This is a genomic window from Microbacterium sp. A93 (assembly GCF_051842835.1).
On the sequence record NZ_JBPXMT010000013.1, the window covers coordinates 18,945 to 42,478 of the forward strand.

Consider the following 23,534-nt stretch of genomic DNA (forward strand, 5'->3'; position numbering starts at 1 on the left):
CTATCCCTTCACTGCGCCCTGGGTCACGCCTTCGACGAAGCTGCGCTGGAAGACCAGGTAGACGATCACGACAGGAGCGATCACGATCAGCGATGCCGCGGAGAGCAGCGCCACGTCCGTTGAGTACTCGCCGACGAAGAAGCCGAGGCCCGCCGTCGCCGTGCGTTTGGTGGGGCTCTGCATCAGCACAAGCACGATGAGAAACTGGTTCCACGCCCACACGAAGAAGAGCACGGCGAGCGTCGTCAGCGCCGGGAGCGAGATCGGCAGCAGCAGCCTCGTGAGCACCTTCAGATCGCTGGCACCATCCATACGCCCGGATTCGACGAGTTCACGCGGAAGGCCGGAGAAGTGCGTGTGCATCCAATAGATACCGAACGGGAGGAACAGAGCCATCTCGGCGAACGCGATGCCGAGGTAGTTATTGGTCAGGCCCGCGGCGCTCAGGTTGTAGTAGAGCGCGATCACGACGAGCTCTGTCGGGAGCGTGAGACCGATCACGAATGCGCCTGTGATCCATTTGTTCCCCGGCGGAAGGAGCACCGCGAGGCCGTATCCGCCCAGCACCGCCAGCACGATCGTCGCCGGGACGACGAGCGCTTCGATGATGAGGCTTGATACCAACAGCTGCGAGAATCGGCCTTCCTCCCAGGCCAGGAGGAAGTTCTCGAAGGTGTATCCGGGGTCAGCCGGGTCGCTGCTGGTGACCGCCGCCATCACGATGCCGACGAAGGGAATCAGGAACGCCACGGCGAACAGAACGAGGACGACGTGCCGGGAGACCAGCACGATGGGGCGGGGTTTCATGCCTTCTCCCTTGTCAGTCGACGGATGACGGTCACGAATATGAGGATCAAGACAGTGAGGACGATGGCGAGCGCGGCAGCCTGGCCGACCTGGTTGTAGCTGAAGGCGAGTCGGAACACGAGCAAACCGGGAACTGTGGTCGCATCCTGGGGACCGCCGCCCGTGGTGACGTAGATGAGATCGAAGCTGGCGAGTGCGGCGATGGTCGTCAGCACTGCCGCGATCGAGATCTCTCCGCGCAGACCGGGAAGCACGACGGCCATGAAACGGCGCATAGGGCCGGCTCCGTCCATCGCGGCTGCCTCGAGCAGCGACGAGTCGATCTTCTGGGCGCCCGAGATGAAGAGCATCATGCACAGACCCGTCATGCACCACGAGCCGACGACGCCGATCGCGATGAGGGCCGTGCTGGGTTCAGCCAGCCACGGCTGCGCGAGCGCACCGAGCCCGATGGCGCGAAGCACGGTGTTGATGATCCCCTCGTCCGAGAAGATCCACCGCCATGTGACGCCCACGGCGACCAGCGGGACCACTTGTGGGAGGAAGTAGATGACGCGGAAGGCGGTCATCCCCTTGGTGCCCTTGCCCATCAGAAGCCCGGTCAGCAGCAGCCCGATGGTGATCGGGATGAATGCGAAGAAGACGATCAGTACGCAGCTGTGCAGCACGGATCCGAGCAGCTTCGGGTCGGTGAAGACATTGACGTAATTGTCGGCGCCGATCCAGACTCCGGCGTTGAGGCCGTCCCATCTCAGCAGTGAGTAGTAGACAGTGTTCAGAGCCGGCCAGAGACTGAACCCTATGTAGACGATCGCGGCGGGGAGGATGTAGAGATAAGCCCGGAGACTCCTCGAGGAGGGCCTCCGGCGGGAGGGGCGCGATGCGAGACCGCGCCCCTCCGCCTTCGGTACGACGATCACGGCCGGTTCGACTCCCAGTCTGCCTGCAGTGACTCGACGAACGCCTGCGGGGTGACGGCGCCGTTGAGCACACCCTGTGAGCCCGAGGTGAGCGTGTCGATCATCGAACTGGATGCCCAGTTCGAGAACGGTGCACTGCCGTTGTCGGCACTGACGGCGAGGTAGCCCTCCTGAATGGCCGCGACCGCAGGGCTGAGCTCCAGTGCGGCGTCCGGCGTCACGGGCAGCAGCCCGGCCTTGAGTTGGTACGGCGCTGCGTCGACGCTGGAGATGTAGTCGAGGAACGCCGCAGCGACGTCCTTGTGCTGGGACTTCGCCGACATCGCGTACGGCGTGCCTGACGCCGTGGCGACGGCGGGGGCATCGGCGGTGGTGCCGGGCATGAGGAAGAAGCCGAGGTCATCGCCCAGAGCCGACTCGAACACCTCGGTGTTCCAGTTGCCGGTGACGTAGTACGCGTTCTCCCCGGCCTCGAAGCTGGCGATCGCCGTGGCATCGTCGATCGCTGCGGCACCGGTCGGGAAGTACCCCGCCTCGGACCATTGCGCCATGACTGCTGCCGCCTCGGTAAAGCCCTCGTCGCTCAGCAACGAGGTTCCCTCCTTGCCGTACACCCAGTCGTTGAAGGTCTCGACGTCGCCGAGCACGTTCGCGAGCACGCCCCAGAGCTGGAAGCCGCCGATGCCGAGCGCCGGCATCGCCGCCACGCTCTTGGCGACGCCACTTTTCTGCACGGCGGCGAGGTCCTCCTCGAACTCTACAAGCGTCTCAGGTGTGTCGGTCACGCCCGCGGCCTCGGTGAGCTGCTTGTTGTAGAACACGCCGATCATCTGGATCGCGCCGGGCATGGCGTAGAGGTTTCCGGAGCCGTACTCGGTCGCGGACTCGTTGGAAGTGAGCATGCCGAGCAGACCAGGAGCGACCTTGTCGCGCCAGCCGTAAGCCTCTGCGTACGGCTCAAGCTTCTCGACGAGCCCTGCGGGCACGATCGAACGCATCGGCCCAGGACTGTATTGCACGAGGTCTGGCGAGTCATCCGAGGCCATCGCCAGCTTCAGACTGGTCTGATAGTCGGCGAATGGAGTCTGCACCATGTCCACCGTGACATTGGGGAACTTCTCCTGGAAGCCCTCCACCAGAGCAGATGCAGGCGGATCACTGGCGTATGCGAGGGTGATGGTGACGTCTTCGCCAGCGATGTCTGTGTTGATATCCGCCGTATCCTGCGGCGTGACGGTTGCACCGCCGGTACCGCATCCGGCGAGCAGAACTGCAGTGGCTGCGACTGCAGTGAAAACAACGAAGGGACGCTTCATTGCGACTTTCCTTTCCTTACGATGGTCTGCGACGCAGACCCTTGGAGTCACGGACGCTGAGAGGCGCCGTCACGTCGACGAACGCGGCTGTAGTGCCAGTTGGTCGTCGCCGACACCGGCGGGCTGGCCGATGCCGCGCGTTCGCTGAAGTCGATCCCCAGGCCCGGGAACATCGACGGGGCGATTGCCCCGCCGACGGTCTCTGGGGTGCCGAAGAAGATCTCCTTCGCAGCATCCGAGAACTCGAAGTGCTCATGGATGCCGAAAGCAGGGGAGGCAACGTCGAGGGCGACGTTTGCCGCGTGCCCGACGGGCGAGACGTCTCGCGGTCCGTGCCATGCCGTACGAACGCCATACGCCTCCGCCAGCGCAGCGAGCTTGATCGCCGGAGTCAGACCGCCGATAGCGGACACGTGGCAACGCAGGAAGTCGATGAGGCGATCCTGCAGCAGCGGCACGTACTGGGCAGGGTTGGAGATCAGCTCGCCGAACGCAATCGGGGCCGAACTGGTCTCCCTGATGCGGCGTAGCCAGGCGATGTCCTCCGGGGCCACTGGATCCTCGATGAAGAAGAGATCGTGCGGCTCGAGTGCCTTGACGATCCGCACCGCGTCGGCAGGCGCCAGTCGCTCGTGAACGTCATGAATGAAGCGGACTTTCGATCCGAAGCGCGAAGTGAGTTCCTCGAAAACCCCGGGGATCATCCGCACGTAGGCATCGGGGTCCCAGAACACGTCGCCCGCAGCGTGCAGGGCGGCGCCATAGGTGGATGTACCGGGAACGGTGACCTGGCACCGGACGTATCGATAGCCGGCTGTCAGGCACTGCTCCACCTGGTCCGAGAGCTCCTCGACGTCACGCCCTGATGCATGCGTGTAGGTGTCGACGGCCGTGCGCACCCGCCCGCCGAGCAGCTGCCAGACCGGCAGGCCGGCGACCTTGCCCTTGATGTCCCACAACGCCTGGTCGACGCCTGAGAGCGCACTGTTGAGCACGGGACCGGTGCGCCAGTAGCTGTCGACCGTCGTCGACTGCCAGATGTCGCTGATGTCGTGGACGAAGCGCCCGGTCAGCAGCGGATCCAGATACGACTTCACCGCTTCTGCGACGACGAACGCTCGCTGGGTGAACGTTGCACACCCGTACCCGACGAGACCGTCGACATCCGTGCGCACGCGTACGATGACGAGGTTGACGCCGTCGGGGGCGACGATGAACACATCCAGTCCCGTGATGCGGATGCCTCCGTCGCTCTCCCACGGCACGGCGGGTACGACATCTCGCTGGGTATAGCCCGGCGCGATCCGCTCCCTCTCGTCGGGGGCGAGATCACGTGGTTGCTCGGTGCTGACCATCAGTGGCTCCTCTCCATCTGGCGCCACGGTAGACAAAGTTCTCACTCCCGGCAAACTTGATGCGCATCCGGCACCACGGCGGGTATACATGCCATATTTGCAACACACTTGCTGACTTGGCATTTGTAATCCTACGATCCAGGCATGGACTCCCCTCACTACGAGGCAACGACCGCGGGTGGACTCACACTCCGCGTCGACGCCACAGCAAGCCATGCAGAGCTGCATGCCGATCGCCTTCTCACCTCCGCACGCGGCCGCCTGTGGACGATGAGCCTGGTGCATGACGACCAGCGCGACGCGCCCGTGCATTCGGAGCAGCAGAGCGGCACAGTCGCCCGCCTCGATGACGGCCTTCGACTCTCGTACGACAGTGTTCGCACCGCGGACGGCGCGCAGCTGTCGGTGTCGCTGGTCATCGATATCACCGAGTCCGCCGCCGGGCTCGAGTTCCGTGCCCTCGCGGAAGCCCCTCCGGGGATCGCGATTCGGGAGATCGCGCTGCCGGTCGTCGAACTCGATGCGAGCACAGCCACCGAAGACGAGACCCTGTACCGCGCAGAGGGCCTGGGCCGAAAGACGTCGTCTCCTCGCACTCGCCTGTACAGCACGCACACGGAATACATGGTCGACGACGACAGCGGGGTATGGAGCCCGATCGCCTACCCCGGCGAGCTGAGCATGCCGTGGCATGGCGTCCAGAGTGACGGATCCTTCCTCTACATGGGCCGCCACGACCCGGAATTCAGTTCCGTCCTCCTCAGCGCCGGCGTGCCGCCCCGCGGCGACGAAGGCGAGCTGTGGCTGACAGCCGTGACGCCATCAGGACGCGAGCGTGCGGTAGCCGGACCTGTGCTCCTGAGCCGCCTCGACGGAGATTGGGCCAACGGCGCCGCGCTGTACCGTTCGTGGGCCGATAGCTGGTACGCCGGGCCGCACGAGGGAGCCGAGCATCTCAACGGCTGGCAGCGCATCATTCTGCGACACCAGTTCGGACAGATCAATTACCGCTATGCCGATCTGGTGGGACTCTTCGAAGAGGGTCTGCGCTACGGGCTCAACGGCATCCTGCTCTTTGGATGGTGGAAGGGCGGCTTCGACCGGGGGTATCCGGTCTACGAGCCGGACGACGCGCTCGGTGGTGTCGAGGAGCTCAGCTCGGCCATCGCTGAGATCCGCTCGCGCGGCGGGTTCATCTCGCTGTACGCCAACGGCAACCTCATCGATCGCACGAGCGCATTCGCCGCTCACCACGGTGCGGCGGTCGCCAAGAAGAATGCGGACGGGCTCGACTACGTCGTCGGATACGAGTTCGCGCGCGAGTCCCAGACGCTTCGTCATTTCTCCCCCGGCTACTTCACCATCGCATGTCACGGCGCACCGGCCTGGCGAGCGCAGATGGAAGACGTCGCACGCACCCAGGCCTCGCTCGGAGCAGACGCCATCTTCTTCGATCAGACCGCATACCATCTGGCCGCCTGGCCCTGCTACGACGCCTCCCACGAGCACGGCGAGCGCACCGGGATCGAGTCGCAGTCCCGCGCACGGACGCTTCGCGCCCTTCGCGCCGCGGCGGGTGCGCGAAGCCTCGGCTCCGAGGGCATGGCGGACTGCATGATCGCCGAACTCGACTACCACCACGGGTGGGGGTTCGCCTTCCAGTACACGGATGAGGCCTTCCCCGCGATGTTCCGCACAGCTTTCCCAGAGCCGATCGTCTCGAACCGGTTGATTCAGGACGAGCGCGAAGGCTGGGAAGATCAGCTCAACTACGCGTTCGTGCACAACCTCATCTTCGACGTGGCCATCCACCGCGCCCGCAAAGACATCGAGAGCTACCCGCGCTACGCCGCCCTGGTCGGAGAACTGAGCGCACTGCGCGCGCAGCATCGCCGCTACTTCGACTCTGGCCGATTCGTCCTTGTCAGGGACGCCGATCTCCTGATCGCCCGATATGTCGCACCAGACGGCGCGTTGGAGGTGCTGTGGAACCGCGCAGACCACGACGCGGCGTTTGAAGGCCTGTCTGTCAGTGCTCACAGTGTGATCGTGCGCGAGCGGGGAGACATCGATGGCTGAACGCACGGTGCTGATCACTGGGGGCGGTGGGAACATCGCGACGAGGTTCGCGCGCGCCTTCACCGCCGAGTACGATCTCGTCCTGTTCGATCTGCCCGGTGCCCTCACCGATGAGCACAGGTCCCTCGGTCGCACAGTGGAGGGCGATCTGGCGAACCTGGACGAGATCGCGCCTGCGCTCGTCGGAGTCGATACCGTCGTTCATCTGGGCGGCGAACGGCGCCCTGGTGCTCCGTGGTCGAGCCTGTTGCCGTCGAACATCATCGGCACTTATAACCTGATGTCCGCGGCGACCGCGACCGACGTGCAGCACGTCGTCTACGCCTCCTCCGTGCATGCCATCAGCGGCTACCCGGCGGGACGGCAGCTGCGTGAGACGGATCCGGTGCGACCGGCCGACCTTTACGGCGTATCGAAGTGCTTCGGCGAAGCGCTGGGCGCATTCGTCGCCGATACGACCGGCATGTCGTTCACCGCGCTCCGGATCGGGGCGTTCCAGCCACCTGAGCGACTCGCCGATCCCGATATCGGCTGGATGCTGCTGGACTTCGTCGCCGTGGAGGACCTGCTCGATCTGCTGCACCGTGTGGTGGGTTCGCCGCAGGGCTTCCAGATCTACAACGCGGTGAGCGGCAACCGGTTCAGCAGGCTGAGCATCGACAAGGCACGCACCGAACTCGGCTACGCTCCCCGCTACGATTCATTCGAGCTCGCCGATGCATTTCGCGCTGCGGGTGAGGAGGTGGGCGGCCTGGAGGACCAGAGCTTCCCATCGGGCATGCGGGAGGATATCGCCCGTGCCAAGGCGCTGACGAAGGAGTAAGCCTATGGATGACAGCCGCCACCGCGCCTTGAGCCGGGGCATGCGCCTGCTCGAGGCCATCGCCGAGTCGCGCGGAGGAGCGACGATCACCGAACTCAGTGAGCTGACCGGGATCGACAAGAGTTCCGTCTCGCGACTCGTCACGACACTGGCCGACATCGGTTACGTCGCCCGAGTGGAAAGCCGCAAGGTCGTCCTGACCGGTCGCGTTCTGGGCATCTCGAAGGGGTTCCAGACGCAATACAACCTCAGCGAGATTGCCCGACCGTACCTGCTCGAACTGCGCGACCAGGTCGATGAGGCGGTGATCCTCACGATCCGGCAGCGCAATCACACGGTGAGCGTCGACCAGGTGGATCCCGAGCATCCGTTCCGCATGGTTCCGCACGTCGGTAACTCCGCACCGCTGTACGCCACCGCGGCCGGCCGGGCGATCCTTTTCGCACTCCCCGTCTCCGAGCAGCACCGCATCATCGACGAACTGGCCGACTCCGATGTGGAGCACCCGGAGGTGCGTCTCGATCGCACCAGCTGGGCACGCGAGATCGATCTCGCCCAGTCGCGCGGTTACGTGTGGATCCCCCGCTCCGATGATGTGGAGCGGCTCGCAGCGGTCGTGCGTGACCGTAAGGGAAGCCCGCTGGCAGCCGTCTCGATCTACGGACCGAAGTATCGCCTCAACGGGCGCATCCCCGACCTCGGACGCGAAGCCCGGCTGACTGCGGGGAGAATCGCGCGCGCGGCGTCCGGCATGCGTCACGGCGAGCAGGGATGAGCACGCAGGTCGTTCTTCACAACGGGGAGTACGCCGCCGTGGTCGACGACCGCGGCGCGACCCTGCGCTCGCTGCGCTGGCGAGGCATCGAGATGCTCGCGACCCCGGGGTCGTACGATCCTCGTCTGGGGCACCACGGCGCCGTCCTGGCTCCATGGCCCGGTCGGGTCGGCGGTGCGGAGTACTCCTTCGTGGGAGAACAGCACCGGCTCGCTGTGAACGAGCCGTCACTCGGGCACGCGATTCACGGGCTCGTCTTCGACCGCCTATGGCGTCGCGATCGCGAGGCGCCGTCCTGCGCATCCTGGACGACGGCAATCGTGGACGAACCGGGATACCCGTTCGCGGTGGCATTGACCGTCGAGTACGCGGTCAGTGCAGAGCGTGGTCTGACTTGCACAGCAACCTGGCGCAATACCGGGTCGCGCCTCGCACCGCTCGGCATCGGCTTCCACCCCTACTTCCGTGGTGCCTTGTCGGTGGACGCGACGGTCCTGCAGGTACCTGCGCGGATCGCCCTCGACGGAGATCCGCACAACAAGCTTCCCCTCGAGGCGCGCGGAGTCGATGCCGAGCGCGACTATGCGTCGCCGCGCCGCATCGGCGACGAGGTGTTCAGCCGAACGTACGGTGGGCTCACCCGCAATGCGGATGGCGTCGCCGAGGTTTCGGCATCCTTCGGCGATACCGCGCTGCATATGCGGCTGTCGGAAGCGTTCCGCTGGATCCAGGTGTTCACGGGTGATGTGCCGGATCCCGAGATGCGCCGGCGCGGTCTGGCCTTGGAGCCGCAGACCTGCCCGCCGAACGCCTTCGCCTCCGGCCATGACCTGCTCACCCCGGAGCCCGACGCAGTCGGCAGTGCATGGTGGTCCGTCTCGTTCGATTCCGGCTTAACACCCGAGCGTCGCACGAATCGCGATCCTGAGGGTCAGTCCTGAAGAGCGAGCTGCACTGAGCGCACGTCGGTGATGATGACGTCGGCCATACCCGAGCGCAGCACCGCGCTGACCGCACGTTCCTTGCCGGCTCCACCGCCGATCGCGACCTTGACTTCGATCGTTCCCAGGGCGGGCATGACTGCTGCGAGATTCGCCATCTTTGGTGTCCTTCCGTGCGGCGCCGTAACGCCTAACCGTGATCAGAAGTCACGCTAACGGGGTGACGCACTCAGCAAACACCGACGCTCAAAGGAGCGCCGTTGCATCACATCGGAGCGGATTTCACTCCATGTCAAGCGTCAATACACCCGCAGTTCACGTGAGCACTGCAATGGCGATGCCATCCCACCCCTTGATGCCGACTGTCTGGAGAGCTGTGGCGTCAAAGCGCGAGTCCTCCCCCAGCATCCGCAGTGCGTCTCGCGTTCCGATGACGCGCGGATCGGTGGTGTCCTCACGCACGATTTCACCCTCGCGGCCGATGTTGTCGAGTATGACCACAGCACCAGAGCGTCCGAGCCGTGCAGCCCAGTCGAGGTAGATGGTGTTCGATTCTTTGTCAGCGTCGATGAAGACAAGATCGAACGGCTCGGATCCTTCGAGCGTGGGCAGCACGTCTGCGGCGCGACCGATGCGGATCGCGACTCGATCGCCGATACCGGCCGCATCAATGCTGGCCCGTGCGATCGCCGCGTTTCCCGACTCTGCTTCGATCGTGGTCACAGTGCCGCCCTCACCGACCGCGCGGGCGAGCCAGATGGTCGAGTACCCACCGAGTGTGCCAATCTCGAGCACACGGCGTGCGCCGCTGATCCGAGCGATCAGATTCAGCAGCTTGCCGCTGACTGGGGCGACTTCGATGTCGGGAAGACCGGCTGCGCGCTGGGCCGCGAGGGCGGCATCTAGCGCCGGGTCGTGTCCGACGAGCGTGTCGGAGAGGAACTCGTCAGCGCGGCGCCAGTTCTCCACCGTTGGTTCAGTCATGAGCCCCACGTTACCCAGTCAGGGGCTGTTCCCACAGTGCCCCGTGACGTACCCGTACAGCGCGGCGCGTTGGGCGTCATCGGCGACGATCACGAACACACCGGTCCGCGGCGTACTCGAAAGAATCGTGATGGACGCGGGGAAGCGCGTGCCGACTTTGTCCTCGACGACCGCGTGGGGATCGCACCGGGTGGGGACCACTCGAAGTTCGACCGACGCGGACGTTCCCGGCGTGACCGTGACCTGCGGATGCCAGGCCTCGTCGCCGCCATCGGGCGCCAGCAGCACCGTGCCGTCGACCGAATCGAGCACCACAGCATCCTCAGAATTCGCCGTGACGCGCATCTCGAGCACGGCGCCCTCGCCATTTGCTTCGACCATCACACCCTCCAGCGCAATGGTCGCCGTCTCGCTGAGCTGCTTCGCGAAGCACGCAGCCTCGATGTACGGGGAGACGAAGTCGAACGGGTCGGTGACGTCATAGGCGGCGACCGTCTCACCCTCGGATGTCGAGAATGTCAGCTGTGCCGTGCCGGACGCCGACTCGATGCCCACGTCGCAGTCGGGCGGTGGCACCTCGACGCGAAGTGCCCGTGCGGCTCCTGCCGGAATGTCGGTCGCGCGATCCCATTCCGCACCCGTTGCAAAACGCGGGTCGAGATACGAGGCCGTCAGCACTCGAACGGTCTCGTCACCGTCGTTCTGCACCCGCATCGACACGAGTCCGCTGGCGATGTCCGTGCGTCCCTGGACGAGCGAGACAGTCACGCCATCCGGCGCGTTACGCTCGGGCGACGGCGTACAGGCACTGAGCAGCATCAACGACACCATCGCAGAGGCGACGAGCCATGCGCGTGACGCGGTGCGTGCCATGGCGACCTCCCGGAGTTCGGTGTCACCAAAACTAGTCACCCGCGGGTCCGGGCGGAATGCCTCTCAGCGGCGCGGTGCCGAGAGCATCCGTCCGACAGCGCCGTCCAGTTCCGGCTGACGACGGAACTGCCCGGTGAGAACCAGCACGACCGCGACGATCGCGCAGGTGATCCAGCCGGCGACTCCGAGTGGGCCCGCAAGTGCCATGTCGAAAGTCGTCCCCGCCGCATAGAACCACAAGATCATGGCGCCGGCCGCGTTCATTGCACCGTGGGCGAAGACGGCAGGCCACAGCGACGCCGAGCGCAGTCGCAGCCAGCCGAGCAGCACGCCCCACGCCACGCATCCTGCTGTCATGAGCAGAACGCCGGTGATGTCGGTGAGACCGAAGTTGTAGCCGAGCAGGATGACCGGCGAGTGCCACAATCCCCACACCGCGCCGCTGATGAGCAACGACGGCCAGGTGCCGAGTGGACGCAGCGCGGGCAGCAGGAATCCACGCCACCCGAGCTCTTCACCGAAAGCGAGGAAGGCATTGATCGTCGCGGCAGCGAACGGAATCGCGATCAGCTGGGAGAGGATGACGACGATCGCCGGCGGCGCCTCAACACCGGCAGGAAGGCCAGCCGCCAGCTGCTCTGCGAAGCCGGAGAAATGCACGAGATCGAGGGTGACCCAGCCGCACAGCGCGGCGACGGCGACACTCGCGGCGACGACGACGATGGGGCCGAACAGGCCGAGCACCATCATCCAGACCACGCGCTTGGCAGGACGCAGCGGCCAGATCCCAAGGAAACGCAGCCGCTCCCCCTTCGGCACTGGGCGCAAGACGAGCATGACAATCACCACAGCCAGCGCCGGCGTGAACATCATCACTGGAATGAGAATTCCGGCCAGCGGGTTCATGAGCCCGCTGTCCAGCCACAGTGGCAGGGCGACGAGCCAGGCGAGCCCCAGTGCAAGGACGACGAAGGCGATTGTGGCGATCGGGCGGATGCGAGTCATGAGCGTTCCTTGTTCATCGAAGAAGTGGGTTCGGTGCGGAGCGTTTCGAGTACTGCGGCAACCTCTGATGCCCCGTCGAGCGTGACGACGAACACGCGTCCGCTGGATTGTGTGACCTGCAGGGCTTCACCTGTGCGCAGCACGATGCCTCGGCGGCCATCCATGCTGAGGCGCCAGCCCCAGCCGCCGAACTCTCGGAAGGGATCGATTTCGACAGTTTCAACTCGCTCGATGTCAGACAGCGGAATCTGCGTGCGGGGCCAGCCGAGCAAGGAGCGTGCCGACAGGCCGCGGGCGTTCACTCGGACACGGAAGGTCAGTGTGCTGCTGACGAGTAGAGCGATCACGACCGTGGCGACACCGTAGATCCACCAACCGGCGTCGCCCTCGGCGATCAGCATCGCGGCCCGGATGGCCAGGAACGCGACGGCCGCGAGGAGCACCACGACGCCGATACGGCTCATATTCGCTGTGCCGACCCAGACGAGTTTCTCTCCGGCAGCGAGCGGAATTCGCTCCGCGGCGGCTCCGTTCGGGGCGAAGACGCGAGGCGACTTCGGCTGCAGGAACCAACCCAGCACTGTGAAGCCGACGAGCAGTCCGAAGCCGACGAGTGTCCAGATCCCGATACCTGGAGTGTCTGCGGCATCCGACAGACCGCGCTGCAGTGCCGCGCCCGCTACCGCGATGAACGCGATCATTGCGCCGAGTCCGAGGTTGATCGCACCCATGAAGCGCGCGGTCACCGACCACGGCGCGACGGCCGGCTTGGTGCTGCTCTGCGGCAGGCGATGCGCGAATGCCGTGATCGCGGCAAGCAAGATGATCACACCAGCGCCGATCCCAATACTCGCTGCAATGTAGCCCCACTGCGACGCGAAGCCGTCAACGCCTTCCGAGCCCCAGTGGATCGCCATGGGCTCCGGCAGTTCCGGCATCCACGCGATGATCACGGCAGCGGCCAGCACAAAGAGCGCCAGAGGCACGATCACCCCCACCCAAAGAAAGGCGGCGCGGGCTCTGCGGACGTCGTCAGTCATACGGGTGTCTCCTTGATGAGAGCGGCGAGAGTGTTCGGTGAAATCCCAAGTCCCGCAGCGCGGGATACGAGTGCGATGATGTCGTGTGAGAGTTCGGCAAGCGGAGCGGCGGATGCCGAGATGACAGCGCCTCTCCCCCGGCGAAGATCAACAAGCCCCTCGTCGCGCAGCTGCTGGTAGGCACGCAACACGGTGTGCAGGTTGATCTCGAGTGCCTCAGCGAGCTCGCGGGCGGAGGGAAGCCGATGACCCGGGGCCAGGCGCCCAGCCACGATGTCTGTGCGCACGGAGGAGGCGACCTGTTCGAAAAGCGGGCGGGAGCTTTCGACGTCGATCTTGATCAGCATCGTTCTCCCTTCCATTCGAACTTCTACTAATTCTAGTTTAACTAGAACAACTGTCACAACCCTCCACCGACTTTGTCACGACGTGCACTCTCCGCCACACTGGCGAGATGAAGATCACTCCCCGACGCCTTGCGACCGGAATGAGCCTGTGGGCTCCGAACTTCTTCAGCGGCATCCGCATCCGCCGATTCAGTCACGACTGGACACACGCCACCGTCGAGCTGCATGTGAACCTCATCACCCGCAACTTCGTGAAAACTGCGTTCGGCGGGTCGATGTCGGCGATGACCGACCCGTACTTCTTCATGCTCGTGATGCACCAGCTCGGCCGTGATTACGTCGTGTGGGACACTCGCGGCGAAATCGAGTTCATCAAACCAGGGCGCGGCATGTTGACCGCGCACTTTCACGTCTCGCCAGAGAAAGCCGCCGAACTCCGAGAGCGCGCCAAGGGCGGCGCGAAGGTACTGGAGTGGTTCGAGACCGAGATCACCGACCGCGACGGCGATGTCGTAGCGAAGGTGCGCCGCGAGGTGTACATCCGGGAGAAGAAGCGAGTCACTACGGCTCGCCAGGCATGAGCACCAACCGTTCACCTGCACGTGCCACGATGACGGCATGGAACTCGCTCGTCGCCTGACACTCACGGATGCCGTCGCCATCGGCCTCGGCTCGATGATCGGCGCCGGCGTCTTCTCGGTGTGGGGTCCGGCGATCGAGGTCGCCGGTTCCGGCCTGCTGATCGCACTCGCGATCGCCGCTGTCGTCGCATACTGCAACGCGGCATCCTCCGCCCAGCTGGCCGCCGTGCATCCGGTCGCCGGCGGCACTTACGCCTATGCCCGCGCAGAGATCGGCCCCTGGTGGGGTTTCATTGCCGGCTGGTGTTTCGTGATCGGCAAGGTCGCGAGCTGCGCCGCAATGGCGATGACGTTCGCCGCCTATGCCGCTCCTGCAGGCTGGGAACTCCCGGTCGCGATCGTCGCCGTCGGTGCGCTCGCCGCCGTGAACTGCTTTGGCGTCACACGCACGGCTCTTCTCACCCGCATCCTGGTCGTCGCCTCGCTGTTGGGTCTGGCCATCGTGGCAGCCGCGGGATTCACCGCCGCGCCCTCCGCCGTACCTGCGCCTCTGCCCGATCTCACCCTCTACGGCGTGCTGCAGGGCGCGGGTCTGCTGTTTTTCGCGTTCGCCGGCTACGCCCGCATCGCGACAATGGGCGAAGAGGTGACCAACCCCGCACGAAACATTCCGCGGGCGATCGCGATTGCCCTCACCGGAGCTCTGATCGTCTACGTCCTGATCGCGATCGTCGTGATCCTCACGCTCGGCGCTGATGCGGCGACGAGCACCGCGCCGCTGGCGGCGGTTGTGGATGCCGCTGGCTGGTCTGCCCTGGCGCCTGTCGTGCGGGTGGCAGCGGCCGCGGCATCCCTCGGAGCCCTGCTGGCATTGCTCACCGGAATCGGGCGGACGACGCTGGCGATGGCCAGGGAGTCCGATCTGCCCCGCTTCCTCGCGGTCGTCCATCCCCGCTGGCAGGTGCCATATCGCGCGGAGATCGTCATCGCCCTGATCGTCATCGGGATCGTGCTCGTCGCGGATCTGCGGAATGCGATCGGATTCTCATCTTTCGGCGTGCTGCTGTACTATCTGATCGCGAACGCCTCCGCATTCCGGCAATCCGGCCAGGCCCGCCGCTACCCGCGATTCGTCCCGGTCATCGGCGCGCTTGGCTGCCTGGTGCTGGTGAACACGCTGCCGGTCCTGGCGTCGCTCATCGGCACAGGAGTCGTGATTATCGGGGTCGCGTATCGGATGCTGCGGCTGCGCGTGGCCCGCTGACCTGGCGCCCGCCGGCACACTTGCAGTGCCGATGCACACCCGCAGGGCGACACGCCGCGGGATGGCCATGCATCCGTACGATCTCCCTGCAGGTGTGCAGGTGTGCAGGCACGCAAGGCCGCGGTACCGAGGTCAAGACGCGCGGTAGGCGCTGGGCGCGATGCCCAGCACAGCCAAGAAGTCGTTCGTCAGATGGGCATGGTCGGCATAGCCGAGCTCTGCGGCGATCGTCGACAGGTCTGTTTCCGGATGCTCCCTCACTCGCTGAGCCGCTTCCTGCAACCGTCGGCGCCTAATCATTGCCGCCGGAGGAAACCCCACGTACCGATGGGCGAGGCGCTGCAGGGTGCGCACAGACATCGACAGCCGCGCTGCGGCGTCCTCGGCGCGGGTGATCGCGGAGTCAGTCATCAGCAGAGCAGACATCTCATTGGCCTGGCGCGCGACAGGCCCGATCTCACCGACACGCTCGACGAGCCACGCGCTGAAAGCCGTCGCTGCATGTTCTCGACCTACAGCTCCGCTCTCATCCATCGCCTGGGTCACAGCACGGTGCAGATCAGGGGCATCGAATCGTGTCGAGCGGTCACGGAGCGCGGACGGGTCCTCGATGAGAGCGGCAACGGCTGCCGGTTTCAGCAGCGCACCGACGGCCCACCCTCGACCGGTGAGATCGCGATGCGATGCGCGGGTGGATGCTCCAGTGAGCTCGACGCCGCCCGCGTCCACCACGAGGTTGAGCGCGGGGTACGCGACGACGTGCTGACGCGATGTGCGCCCGGGTTCGATGTTCCACTCCGGAATCCAGAACCATTCGACGAGTTCCGCGGCCTCTGCCGGCGGCAACAGTCGATGGAACTGAGGCAGCCGCGCCGGGTACAGAATTCCCCGCCACGCATCGATCATCCTCTGACGATAGTCATCGCGTCCGACATCGTGTCGCGAATCTCCAAGCGCAGCACAGGCCCCGATCCGTAGCGTGAAGGCATGAACACGACATCAGGCCTCACCGGCGCTCACACCACGAACGGTCGCCCGAACAACGCGACTTCTCTGACCCCTTTTCTCGCGATCCCTGGAGCCGCCGAGGCGGTCAAGTTCTACCGCGATGTCTTCGGCGCAATGGTCATCGACGTCACAGAGATGGGTGGAGTCGTCGTCCATGCAGATCTTGATTTCGGGCTCGGGTTGCTCCAGATCGGCGAGCCCACCCCGGATTACAAGCTCGTGCCGCCACCCACGGGCGACGACGACTGCTACTCGCTCGGTCTCTATGTCACCGATGTCGACACTGTCGTCGAGCGCGCCGTCGCGGCGGGCGCTCACGTGCGCGAACCGGCATCCGATTTCGTCTCAGGCGATCGTTTCGCGAGCATCCGCGATCCCTTCGGCGTGCGCTGGTCTCTGATGAGCCGCGTCGAGGACCTGTCGCCGGCAGAGAGCGCCAAGCGCGTCGAGCAGTGGGCCGCCACGTTCAGCGCTGCAGGAACGCCTTCTGAAGATGCTGCGGCCCAGACTCCAGCGCCATAACCACCGCCGGCAGCAGTGCCTCGGCCGTACGGCGATAACCGGCCGCACTGGGGTGAAAGCGGTCAAGGCTGAACATCTCCTCGGATTGCTCGCGGAACGCGGGCCCAACCGCCTCACGCAGGTCGACCGGCACCGCACCCGTGCGCCACGCGACTCTCGTCTGTTCGAGCGCGAGGCGTCGTGACATCCGCGACAGCAGCGCGCGCAGCGGCTGCGGCACCGGCTGCAGGGTGCCGAGGTCAGGGCACGTGCCGATCACGACGGCAGTGCCGGCATCCTGAAGCCGGGTGATTGCCTGCTCGAGTTGCTCGGCCGCGACGGAGGGCGGAATCAGGTGCGTGACGTCATTACCGCCGACGACGATCACAGCGACGTCGGCGCGGTAGTCGTCGGAAAGAGCATCGATCTGACTGGCGAGCGCCGATGACTCCGATCCGACGACTGCGACCGTTCGCAGGCGCACCGGCCGCTGCATCCGCTTGGCTGTGGCTTTCGCTATGCGCCCGCCGAGCGTCTCTTTTCGATGCTCAGCACCGAGACCTGCGGCCAGTGAGTCGCCGAGCAGCAACAACTCCACCGGCTGTCCGTTCAGCGAACGCGTCCACACTCGGTCGGCGTCGAGAGAATCCTCGCCGAGCGGCTTGCCAATGCGCCGACGCGCAATCGCTGCTTGACGGGTGAGCAGTGCGTGTCCTCCGAACGCGATGGCTGCGAACGCCGCTCCCACGACGAGGGCAACGCGGACCCGAGTCATGGCCCCATTCGATCGCTCGACCGTGAACACGGCATGAACGTCGGTACACCTGTCGGTGGATTTTCACGCATGCCTGTCAGAACTCCTGGTTTCAACCGACAGGTGTGATTCTCGCCGACAGGTGTACTCGGCTGATGGAAGTGCTCAGCTCAGTGGCTTGATCTCCAGGGAGCCCACTGCCGCGCCCGCCGAAATGGCCGCAAAACCGGTGTATCCGTCGGCTGCCGAACGTTCAAGAAGCGCCTTGAAGTTCTTCGTCCGACGCTCCAAGCGCACACGGGCGCCATCCTGAACGAGCGCAGCCTTGTGTGCGATGAGTTCGGAGACAGGAACGTCGGCATCGTGTACGAGCACAACGGCCCGCGCAGCGTCGCCGGCCTCTTCGGCAACGAGGTCGACGAGTCGCTCGAATCCGAGGGAGAAGCCGACCGCAGAGACCTGTTGCCCGAGGAATCGACCGATCATGCCGTCGTAGCGTCCGCCACCGCCGAGCGAGTAATCAACGGACGGATGCGTAAGTTCGAAGATTGTGCCGGTGTAGTAGCCCATGCCGCGGACGAGGAAAGGATCGAATGTCAGCGGGATATCCCCCTCGATCGCCCGGCCCACGGCAACGGCCTCGCCAATGCCGACCAGGTGCGCGACGATCTCGTCTGGCGCATTCTCCGGCAGCGCACTAAGGATCTGCCGTTCGCCGAATGGATTGACCTCGTCGGTCTGCGGGCGGTTCAGGAATGCTTCGAAAGCGTCGACAGCGGATGCGACTGCGCCCCGCTCCCGCAACTCTTTCGCAACTCCGTCCGGGCCGATCTTGTCGAGCTTGTCGATCGTGATCAGCACGCCGGGGCGCTCTTCCTCGGTGAAGCCGAACGTGTCGAGCATCCAATCGAGCACGCGGCGGTCGTTGATGCGCACCGTCGCACCCTCGAGCCCGAGCGCATCGACGACGTCGAGCGAGGCGACCATCAACTCCGCTTCGGCGCGCGCGGAGTCATCCCCAATGATGTCGATGTCGCACTGCATGAACTGGCGATAACGCCCCTTCTGCGGACGCTCAGCACGCCAGACCGGACCAATCTGAATCGCACGGAACACACCCGGCAACTGTCCGCGGTTGCTCGCGTAGAACCGTGCAAGCGGCACGGTGAGGTCATAGCGAAGCCCGAGATCGGAAAGCGCGGCGGCATCATCTGCGCCCGCACGGATCGCCTCGGCATCCATCCCGCGACGAAGAACGTTGTAGGCCAGCTTCTCGTTATCGCCGCCGATGCCTGCGTGCAGACGCGAGTATTCCTCCAGCGCCGGCGTCTCGATCTCGTCGAAGCCATGCGCGCGATAGCGTCCACGGATCACGGAGAGGACACGCTCACGGCGGGCCTTGTCGGCGGGGAGGATGTCGCGCATGCCGCGCGGCGGGTTCACAGTAGCCACGGCTCTATCTTTCCAGGTCTTGAGCCGGCCCGAGTTCCGTGCCGAACACGCCTCACCCCACCTCGGCCGCGCGGACCTCGCCCTCCAGCAGCCGCAGGCGCTCGCGGAGAGCGCGCTCGGCATCCCAGCCGTTGGCTCGGGCGTGCGAGGCCAGGGCGAGCAGCGCGTCGCCGAGTTCGGCTTCGGATGCCGGTGCGGCCCCTTCGACAGATTCAGGTGCCGGAATCACGGAAGCGGCGCGCCCCACGAGCTTCTGGGCGAGCGCGAGCGCCGGCATCCCACGCGGCACGCCGTCCAGCACACTGAGTCGTGAACGCTTCTCGGCGGCCTTGGCCGCGTTCCAGTGCACCAGCACCTCTTCCGGGGTGTTCGCGACCGCGTCAGCGAACACATGCGGATGCCGACGCACCATCTTCTCGGTGAGAGTGTCTGCGACGTCGTCGATGTCGAACGGATCGTCCGGATCTTGAGCGGCGATCGCCGCGTGGAACAGCACCTGCCAGAGTAGATCGCCGAGTTCTTCACGCAGGTCTTCTCGTGTGCCGTTCTCGACGGCGTCGATCACCTCGTGCGATTCCTCGATCAGATACGGCACGAGGTCTCGGTGCGTGATCTGCTGCGACCAGACGCAGCGTTCGCGCACAGCCCGCATGGTCTCGGCCGCTTCGCGCAGCGCGTCAGGATGATCGGTCATCGTTCCCCCTCAGGACCCGTCAGGAACTCGCGGCCGTCACCCGACGATGCCACGCCGCACGCGACGACACGACGACTGCCGACAGCAACACAGAGATCAGCGATCCGACGAGAACACCGAGAATCGCCTGGTCCTTGGTGGCCGCATCGTTCGCAAACGCGAGATTCGCCAGCAGCAGCGAGACCGTGAATCCGATACCGCCCAGGGTTCCTGCCGCGACCAGATCCAAGACGCGCAGCTCAGATTTGCGACCTCGGGATCCGATCCGAATCGCAATCCAGCCGAACAGGGTGATTCCGATGATCTTGCCGACCGGGAGCGCCACGGCGATGCCGAAGAATGCCGGAGACAGCTCCGTGGGTGCGAGAGCCGGAATGACGACGAACGCCGCAGCGAACGCGAAAATCGGGAGAATCGCGCCATTCACCCAAGGCTCGAGAACGTGACGGGTGGGCATCGCCGGCGATTGCGCCATGGCGAGCCCCAACATCACGCCCGCGATGGTGGCATGGATGCCGGACAGGAGAACGAGCCCCCACACCAACACCCCCACGACGATCATCGCCGCCACGACGATCCAAGATCGCTTGGTCGGCAGCGTCCTCGACAGCACCGCAAAGACGGCCACACCGACCACTGCGAGCAAGAGATACAGCCAGTTCAGGTCGTGTGCGAAAAGCACCGCGATGAAAATGATGCCGATGATGTCGTCGAGAATCGCAAGCGCGAGCAGGAAGACACGCACGGCCGGCGGCAGCCCCTTACCGAACACCGCGAGCACTCCGAGAGCGAAGGCGATATCGGTCGCCGTCGGAATCGGCCAGCCCGATGCCGTCTGGTCGCCGCCAGCGATCATCAGGTAGATGCCGATCGGGACGAGCACACCACCGGCAGCAGCAATCGCCGGTTGCAGCGCCTTGTGGAAGGAATTCAACTCACCACGGGTCAGCTCGTACTGCAGCTCCATGGCGACGACGAAGAAGAAGATCGCGAGCAGGCCGTCTGAGATCCAGTGCGCGACGGACAGGTCAATCCCGACACCCGGGATCGCAATGTGAAATCCGAGTACCGCGTCGATCGGGCCGAAAGTCGGCAGGTTCGCGAGAAGCAGCCCGAGCGCTGCGGCAAGCAGAAGCAGCACCGCAGGGAACTGTTGGGTGCGCAGAAGGTTTCTGGATTCAGACATCTCCCCCATGCTATGCCCGCCGATCACACCATTTCGGGCCTTCACATGGTCAGGAGCCCCCTCTGCCCGGGGATAACCTCGAATGGTGACCCCCGAGCCCACCAACACAGAGGCCATCCGCGTTATCGGCCGTTTCGAAGCCGGACGCGGGATTCCCGACGAGATGCGTGCGGACGTCCGCATGCTCGGCGCCCTTCTCGGCCAGGTGCTCCGCGAATGCGGCAGCCCAGGCCTGTTTGAAGACGTCGAACGCCTGCGCCTGGCCACGATCCAGGCATACGACGAAGAGAGCACTCACGCGTTCGAACGCGCCACCGAGATCGCGGACTCGTTCACGGTCCAGCGCGCTGACGAAGTCGCTCGTGCGTTCACTTCCTACTTCCATCTCGTGAACCTCGCCGAGGAACACCAGCGCGTGCGCATCCTCCGTGAGCGGGCCGGCCGGCCCGGTCGCGAAGACGCCGTTGACACGGTCGCCACTGCGTACGCACAGCTGCGCCGCGAGGTCGGCGACGAAGAAGCACAGCGCCGACTCGAAAGCCTGCGCTTCCAGCCGGTCTTCACGGCACACCCCACCGAGGCCCGCCGTCGCGCGGTATCCGCCAGCATCCGTCGCCTTTCGGAGCTGCTGACCCAGCACGACTCGACCAGCGAAGGCGGAGCCGAGCAGCACCGCGCACACCGCCGGATGCTGGAAGAAGTCGACACCCTCTGGCGCACGGCCCCCCTGCGGTCGAGTAAGCCCTCGCCCACCGACGAGGTGCGTACGGTCATGTCGGTGTTCGATGAGACTCTCTTCACCACCGTCCCGCACGTTTACCGTCGTATCGACGATGCCCTCCGCGGCGAAGAGTCCGGCGCGAGCGCCCCGGTCGTTCCTGCCTTCGTACGGATCGGCTCGTGGGTCGGTGGTGACCGCGACGGCAACCCCTTCGTCACGGCATCCGTCACTCGCGAAGCCGCACAGATTGCCTCCGACCACGTACTTCGCGGCCTGGAACGCGCGATCGATCGCATCGGCCGCGGCCTGACTCTCGACGCGGAAGGCACCCCACCCAGCAGCACGGTCACCGCGATCTGGGAGGCATTTTCTGCGTCCGACGAAACCACCGCTGCGGAGATCGCCGCACGTTCCCCCGAGGAGCCGCACCGTCGAGTGCTGCTGGCCCTCGCGCGTCGCGTCGCCGAGACCCGCCTCAGATTGGAAGGCGGATACGGCGCACCGGAGGAACTGCTCTCTGATTTGCGCGCCGTGCAGGAATCGCTCGCCGCATCCGGTGCGAAGCGCCACGCATTCGGCGGCATCCAGCATCTGATCTGGCAGGTTGAGACCTACGGTTTCCACCTCACCGAGCTCGAGGTGCGCCAGCACTCGCAGGTGCATCGTGAGGCTCTCGCAGAGCTCGAGGCGGGCGGCGAACTCAGCGAGCGGACCGAGGAGGTCCTCGAGGTCTTCCGCGCGGTCGCCGAGATCCAACGCACCTATGGCCTGCGTGCCGCGGGCCGCTATGTCGTGTCGTTCACGACATCGGCCGCCGACCTCGCAAACGTGCACCGTCTCGCTCGCTACGCGCTCGGCGATAACGTTCCGGCTCTCGACGTCGTGCCGCTGTTCGAGACCTTCGCCGACCTGCAGGCAGCCCCCGGGATCCTCGCCGAGGTCATCACGTTCCCGGAGTTCCAGGCGCGCCTGGCCGAGACGGGGAACCGCTTCGAGGTCATGCTCGGCTACTCCGACTCGTCGAAGGACGTCGGACCCGTCGCCGCGACACTCGCGCTCTATGAGGCGCAGGAAAAGATCGCCCTGTGGGCGAAGGATGCCGACATCGAGCTGACCCAGTTCCATGGTCGTGGTGGTGCTCTCGGTCGCGGTGGCGGCCCCGCCAACTCCGCGATCCTCGCGCAGCCGCCGCACTCCGTCGACGGACGTTTCAAGCTCACCGAGCAGGGCGAAACGATCTTCGCCCGCTACGGCGAGCCAGCGATCGCCATGCGACACATTGATCAGGTCGCCGCAGCCACACTGCTGGCATCCTCCCCTGGTGTCGAAGAGCGCACGAGCGGTGCTGCCGCACGCTTCGCTGACGTCGCGAACGTGATGGATGCCTCCTCGCGTGAGCGCTTCTTCTCTCTCGTGAAAGCAGAAGGATTTGCGCCCTGGTTCGCCACGGTGACCCCGCTGGAGGAGATCGGCCTGCTGGCCCTGGGCTCGCGCCCTGCCCGCCGAGGACTCTCCGTGGAGTCGTTGGAAGATCTACGTGCCATCCCGTGGGTATTCGCATGGACGCAGGCGCGCATCAACCTGGCCGGCTGGTTCGGTCTGGGAACGGCGCTCGAAGCGGTCGGGGACGAGGCTCTCCTCATCCAGGCCTACCGCGACTGGCCCCTGCTGCGCACCATGATCGACAACGTCGCGATGAGCCTGGCGAAGACAGACGAGCGTATCGCCCGTCGCTACCTCGCGCTCGGCGACCGCGACGACCTCGCACAGCTCGTTCTCGATGAGCTCACCCTCACAAAGGAATGGGTCATCCGCCTCACCGGTGGCAACGGGCTCCTCGAAAACAAGCCGATCCTGCAGCGAGCAGTGACGCTGCGCAGCCCCTATGTGGATGCGTTGTCGTTGCTGCAGCTGCGCGCTCTTCGTGAGCTGCGCTCCGCCGGACCGGCCGCCGCAGGATCCGGCACCGAAGACGAACAGCGTCGCCTGCTGCTGCTGTCGGTCAGCGGTGTCGCCGCAGGCCTACAGAACACCGGGTAACCGCCACCCGATCTTCGGTCGAAACACCGCGTGTCATCTCCCAGAATCCTGCGGGGTAAAGTGAGAAC

General features: G+C 65.3%; 23 protein-coding genes. 8 read left to right on the forward strand and 15 right to left on the reverse strand.

All coding sequences use genetic code 11. The annotated features are described in order from the left end of the window. From ACSU1G_RS27605 to ACSU1G_RS27620, 4 genes are read right to left on the reverse strand one after another with little or no spacing between them, the layout of a single operon-like run. Positions 1–807 (reverse strand): carbohydrate ABC transporter permease, encoded by an 807-nt coding sequence (locus tag ACSU1G_RS27605; RefSeq protein ID WP_439283676.1) that lies wholly within the window; start codon positions 805–807, stop codon positions 1–3. Then, positions 804–1,727: a carbohydrate ABC transporter permease gene (locus ACSU1G_RS27610; RefSeq protein ID WP_439283677.1), complete on the reverse strand. Its 924-nt coding sequence runs from the start codon at positions 1,725–1,727 to the stop codon at positions 804–806. Before ACSU1G_RS27610 ends, ACSU1G_RS27605 begins: the two co-directional genes overlap by 4 nt. Further along, entirely contained in the window at positions 1,724–3,043 is a 1,320-nt protein-coding gene (locus ACSU1G_RS27615; RefSeq protein WP_439283679.1) for an ABC transporter substrate-binding protein, read from the reverse strand. Before ACSU1G_RS27615 ends, ACSU1G_RS27610 begins: the two co-directional genes overlap by 4 nt. A gap of 47 nt (positions 3,044–3,090) precedes the next feature. Then, complete coding sequence (locus tag ACSU1G_RS27620) at positions 3,091–4,398, reverse strand: enolase C-terminal domain-like protein (protein ID WP_439283681.1); 1,308 nt, start codon at positions 4,396–4,398, stop codon at positions 3,091–3,093. Positions 4,399–4,542: 144 nt separating this feature from the next. On the opposite strand from ACSU1G_RS27620, the gene ACSU1G_RS27625 reads away from it, so the two are divergent. The 4 genes from ACSU1G_RS27625 to ACSU1G_RS27640 are packed head-to-tail and all read left to right on the forward strand — an operon-like array spanning position 4,543 to position 9,016. Next, positions 4,543–6,477, forward strand: coding sequence for a DUF6259 domain-containing protein (locus ACSU1G_RS27625; protein ID WP_439283683.1), 1,935 nt, complete (start codon positions 4,543–4,545; stop codon positions 6,475–6,477). After that, on the forward strand, positions 6,470–7,300 hold the full coding sequence (locus ACSU1G_RS27630) for an NAD-dependent epimerase/dehydratase family protein (RefSeq protein WP_439283685.1): 831 nt from the start codon (positions 6,470–6,472) through the stop codon (positions 7,298–7,300). Before ACSU1G_RS27625 ends, ACSU1G_RS27630 begins: the two co-directional genes overlap by 8 nt. 4 nt (positions 7,301–7,304) lie before the next feature. Continuing rightward, entirely contained in the window at positions 7,305–8,075 is a 771-nt protein-coding gene (locus ACSU1G_RS27635; protein ID WP_439283687.1) for an IclR family transcriptional regulator, read from the forward strand. Further along, the gene (locus ACSU1G_RS27640) at positions 8,072–9,016 is read left to right on the forward strand and encodes a hypothetical protein (protein ID WP_439283689.1); all 945 of its coding nucleotides are present in this window, start codon (positions 8,072–8,074) and stop codon (positions 9,014–9,016) included. Before ACSU1G_RS27635 ends, ACSU1G_RS27640 begins: the two co-directional genes overlap by 4 nt. Here ACSU1G_RS27640 and ACSU1G_RS27645 read toward each other — a convergent pair. The 6 genes from ACSU1G_RS27645 to ACSU1G_RS27670 all read right to left on the reverse strand — a co-directional run bounded on the left by ACSU1G_RS27645 (position 9,007) and on the right by ACSU1G_RS27670 (position 13,265). Continuing rightward, positions 9,007–9,174: a hypothetical protein gene (locus tag ACSU1G_RS27645; protein WP_439283690.1), complete on the reverse strand. Its 168-nt coding sequence runs from the start codon at positions 9,172–9,174 to the stop codon at positions 9,007–9,009. The two genes, ACSU1G_RS27640 and ACSU1G_RS27645, sit on opposite strands and share 10 nt — an antisense overlap. Positions 9,175–9,331: 157 nt before the next feature. Further along, on the reverse strand, positions 9,332–10,000 hold the full coding sequence (locus tag ACSU1G_RS27650) for an O-methyltransferase (protein WP_439283692.1): 669 nt from the start codon (positions 9,998–10,000) through the stop codon (positions 9,332–9,334). A gap of 18 nt (positions 10,001–10,018) precedes the next feature. After that, complete coding sequence (locus tag ACSU1G_RS27655; protein ID WP_439283694.1) at positions 10,019–10,873, reverse strand: hypothetical protein; 855 nt, start codon at positions 10,871–10,873, stop codon at positions 10,019–10,021. A 63-nt stretch (positions 10,874–10,936) separates the two neighbouring features. Further along, the gene (locus tag ACSU1G_RS27660; protein WP_439283696.1) at positions 10,937–11,878 is read right to left on the reverse strand and encodes a lysostaphin resistance A-like protein; all 942 of its coding nucleotides are present in this window, start codon (positions 11,876–11,878) and stop codon (positions 10,937–10,939) included. Beyond that, positions 11,875–12,918 (reverse strand): DUF1648 domain-containing protein, encoded by a 1,044-nt coding sequence (locus ACSU1G_RS27665; RefSeq protein ID WP_439283698.1) that lies wholly within the window; start codon positions 12,916–12,918, stop codon positions 11,875–11,877. Before ACSU1G_RS27665 ends, ACSU1G_RS27660 begins: the two co-directional genes overlap by 4 nt. Beyond that, positions 12,915–13,265 carry a GntR family transcriptional regulator gene (locus tag ACSU1G_RS27670; protein WP_439283700.1) on the reverse strand — a complete coding sequence of 117 codons (351 nt, stop codon included), beginning with the start codon at positions 13,263–13,265 and terminating at the stop codon, positions 12,915–12,917. Before ACSU1G_RS27670 ends, ACSU1G_RS27665 begins: the two co-directional genes overlap by 4 nt. Before the next feature lie 107 nt (positions 13,266–13,372). Between ACSU1G_RS27670 and ACSU1G_RS27675 the strand changes: the two genes are divergently transcribed. Both ACSU1G_RS27675 and ACSU1G_RS27680 read left to right on the forward strand, forming a co-directional pair. Beyond that, positions 13,373–13,846 (forward strand): DUF4442 domain-containing protein, encoded by a 474-nt coding sequence (locus ACSU1G_RS27675; RefSeq protein ID WP_439283702.1) that lies wholly within the window; start codon positions 13,373–13,375, stop codon positions 13,844–13,846. A gap of 37 nt (positions 13,847–13,883) precedes the next feature. Beyond that, on the forward strand, positions 13,884–15,110 hold the full coding sequence (locus tag ACSU1G_RS27680; protein ID WP_439283703.1) for an APC family permease: 1,227 nt from the start codon (positions 13,884–13,886) through the stop codon (positions 15,108–15,110). A gap of 132 nt (positions 15,111–15,242) precedes the next feature. On the opposite strand, the gene ACSU1G_RS27685 is transcribed toward ACSU1G_RS27680, so the two are convergent. After that, positions 15,243–16,016 (reverse strand): helix-turn-helix domain-containing protein, encoded by a 774-nt coding sequence (locus ACSU1G_RS27685; protein WP_439283705.1) that lies wholly within the window; start codon positions 16,014–16,016, stop codon positions 15,243–15,245. Positions 16,017–16,097: 81 nt separating this feature from the next. On the opposite strand from ACSU1G_RS27685, the gene ACSU1G_RS27690 reads away from it, so the two are divergent. Then, complete coding sequence (locus ACSU1G_RS27690; protein WP_439283707.1) at positions 16,098–16,640, forward strand: VOC family protein; 543 nt, start codon at positions 16,098–16,100, stop codon at positions 16,638–16,640. Here the strand turns inward: ACSU1G_RS27690 and ACSU1G_RS27695 are convergent. From ACSU1G_RS27695 to nhaA, 4 genes are all read right to left on the reverse strand, one after another. Beyond that, positions 16,585–17,394 carry an SGNH/GDSL hydrolase family protein gene (locus ACSU1G_RS27695; protein ID WP_439283709.1) on the reverse strand — a complete coding sequence of 270 codons (810 nt, stop codon included), beginning with the start codon at positions 17,392–17,394 and terminating at the stop codon, positions 16,585–16,587. The genes ACSU1G_RS27690 and ACSU1G_RS27695 overlap by 56 nt on opposite strands. Positions 17,395–17,538: 144 nt before the next feature. Continuing rightward, on the reverse strand, positions 17,539–18,798 hold the full coding sequence (gene hisS / locus ACSU1G_RS27700; RefSeq protein WP_439284005.1) for a histidine--tRNA ligase: 1,260 nt from the start codon (positions 18,796–18,798) through the stop codon (positions 17,539–17,541). A gap of 79 nt (positions 18,799–18,877) precedes the next feature. After that, entirely contained in the window at positions 18,878–19,519 is a 642-nt protein-coding gene (locus ACSU1G_RS27705; RefSeq protein WP_439283710.1) for a MazG nucleotide pyrophosphohydrolase domain-containing protein, read from the reverse strand. 19 nt (positions 19,520–19,538) lie between these two features. Further along, a complete protein-coding gene (gene nhaA / locus ACSU1G_RS27710) occupies positions 19,539–20,705 on the reverse strand; it encodes a Na+/H+ antiporter NhaA (protein WP_439283712.1) in 1,167 nt (388 codons plus the stop codon). 163 nt (positions 20,706–20,868) lie between these two features. Here nhaA and ACSU1G_RS27715 point away from each other — a divergent pair, with 163 nt between their 5' ends. Next, the gene (locus ACSU1G_RS27715; protein WP_439284007.1) at positions 20,869–23,466 is read left to right on the forward strand and encodes a phosphoenolpyruvate carboxylase; all 2,598 of its coding nucleotides are present in this window, start codon (positions 20,869–20,871) and stop codon (positions 23,464–23,466) included. Positions 23,467–23,534 lie beyond the last annotated feature (68 nt).

What these genes read in the sequence shown, in the direction of transcription:
- ACSU1G_RS27605 (WP_439283676.1), bottom strand. Translation starts at nt 807, where the DNA reads ATGAAACCCCGCCCCATCGTGCTGGTCTCCCGGCACGTCGTCCTCGTT.
- ACSU1G_RS27615 (WP_439283679.1), bottom strand. Translation starts at nt 3,043, where the DNA reads ATGAAGCGTCCCTTCGTTGTTTTCACTGCAGTCGCAGCCACTGCAGTT.
- ACSU1G_RS27620 (WP_439283681.1), bottom strand. Translation starts at nt 4,398, where the DNA reads ATGGTCAGCACCGAGCAACCACGTGATCTCGCCCCCGACGAGAGGGAG.
- ACSU1G_RS27625 (WP_439283683.1), top strand. Translation starts at nt 4,543, where the DNA reads ATGGACTCCCCTCACTACGAGGCAACGACCGCGGGTGGACTCACACTC.
- ACSU1G_RS27630 (WP_439283685.1), top strand. Translation starts at nt 6,470, where the DNA reads ATGGCTGAACGCACGGTGCTGATCACTGGGGGCGGTGGGAACATCGCG.
- ACSU1G_RS27635 (WP_439283687.1), top strand. Translation starts at nt 7,305, where the DNA reads ATGGATGACAGCCGCCACCGCGCCTTGAGCCGGGGCATGCGCCTGCTC.
- ACSU1G_RS27640 (WP_439283689.1), top strand. Translation starts at nt 8,072, where the DNA reads ATGAGCACGCAGGTCGTTCTTCACAACGGGGAGTACGCCGCCGTGGTC.
- ACSU1G_RS27645 (WP_439283690.1), bottom strand. Translation starts at nt 9,174, where the DNA reads ATGGCGAATCTCGCAGCAGTCATGCCCGCCCTGGGAACGATCGAAGTC.
- ACSU1G_RS27650 (WP_439283692.1), bottom strand. Translation starts at nt 10,000, where the DNA reads ATGACTGAACCAACGGTGGAGAACTGGCGCCGCGCTGACGAGTTCCTC.
- ACSU1G_RS27655 (WP_439283694.1), bottom strand. Translation starts at nt 10,873, where the DNA reads ATGGCACGCACCGCGTCACGCGCATGGCTCGTCGCCTCTGCGATGGTG.
- ACSU1G_RS27660 (WP_439283696.1), bottom strand. Translation starts at nt 11,878, where the DNA reads ATGACTCGCATCCGCCCGATCGCCACAATCGCCTTCGTCGTCCTTGCA.
- ACSU1G_RS27665 (WP_439283698.1), bottom strand. Translation starts at nt 12,918, where the DNA reads ATGACTGACGACGTCCGCAGAGCCCGCGCCGCCTTTCTTTGGGTGGGG.
- ACSU1G_RS27670 (WP_439283700.1), bottom strand. Translation starts at nt 13,265, where the DNA reads ATGCTGATCAAGATCGACGTCGAAAGCTCCCGCCCGCTTTTCGAACAG.
- ACSU1G_RS27675 (WP_439283702.1), top strand. Translation starts at nt 13,373, where the DNA reads ATGAAGATCACTCCCCGACGCCTTGCGACCGGAATGAGCCTGTGGGCT.
- ACSU1G_RS27680 (WP_439283703.1), top strand. Translation starts at nt 13,884, where the DNA reads ATGGAACTCGCTCGTCGCCTGACACTCACGGATGCCGTCGCCATCGGC.
- ACSU1G_RS27685 (WP_439283705.1), bottom strand. Translation starts at nt 16,016, where the DNA reads ATGATCGATGCGTGGCGGGGAATTCTGTACCCGGCGCGGCTGCCTCAG.
- ACSU1G_RS27690 (WP_439283707.1), top strand. Translation starts at nt 16,098, where the DNA reads ATGAACACGACATCAGGCCTCACCGGCGCTCACACCACGAACGGTCGC.
- ACSU1G_RS27695 (WP_439283709.1), bottom strand. Translation starts at nt 17,394, where the DNA reads ATGACTCGGGTCCGCGTTGCCCTCGTCGTGGGAGCGGCGTTCGCAGCC.
- hisS (WP_439284005.1), bottom strand. Translation starts at nt 18,798, where the DNA reads ATGCGCGACATCCTCCCCGCCGACAAGGCCCGCCGTGAGCGTGTCCTC.
- ACSU1G_RS27705 (WP_439283710.1), bottom strand. Translation starts at nt 19,519, where the DNA reads ATGACCGATCATCCTGACGCGCTGCGCGAAGCGGCCGAGACCATGCGG.
- nhaA (WP_439283712.1), bottom strand. Translation starts at nt 20,705, where the DNA reads ATGTCTGAATCCAGAAACCTTCTGCGCACCCAACAGTTCCCTGCGGTG.
- ACSU1G_RS27715 (WP_439284007.1), top strand. Translation starts at nt 20,869, where the DNA reads ATGCGTGCGGACGTCCGCATGCTCGGCGCCCTTCTCGGCCAGGTGCTC.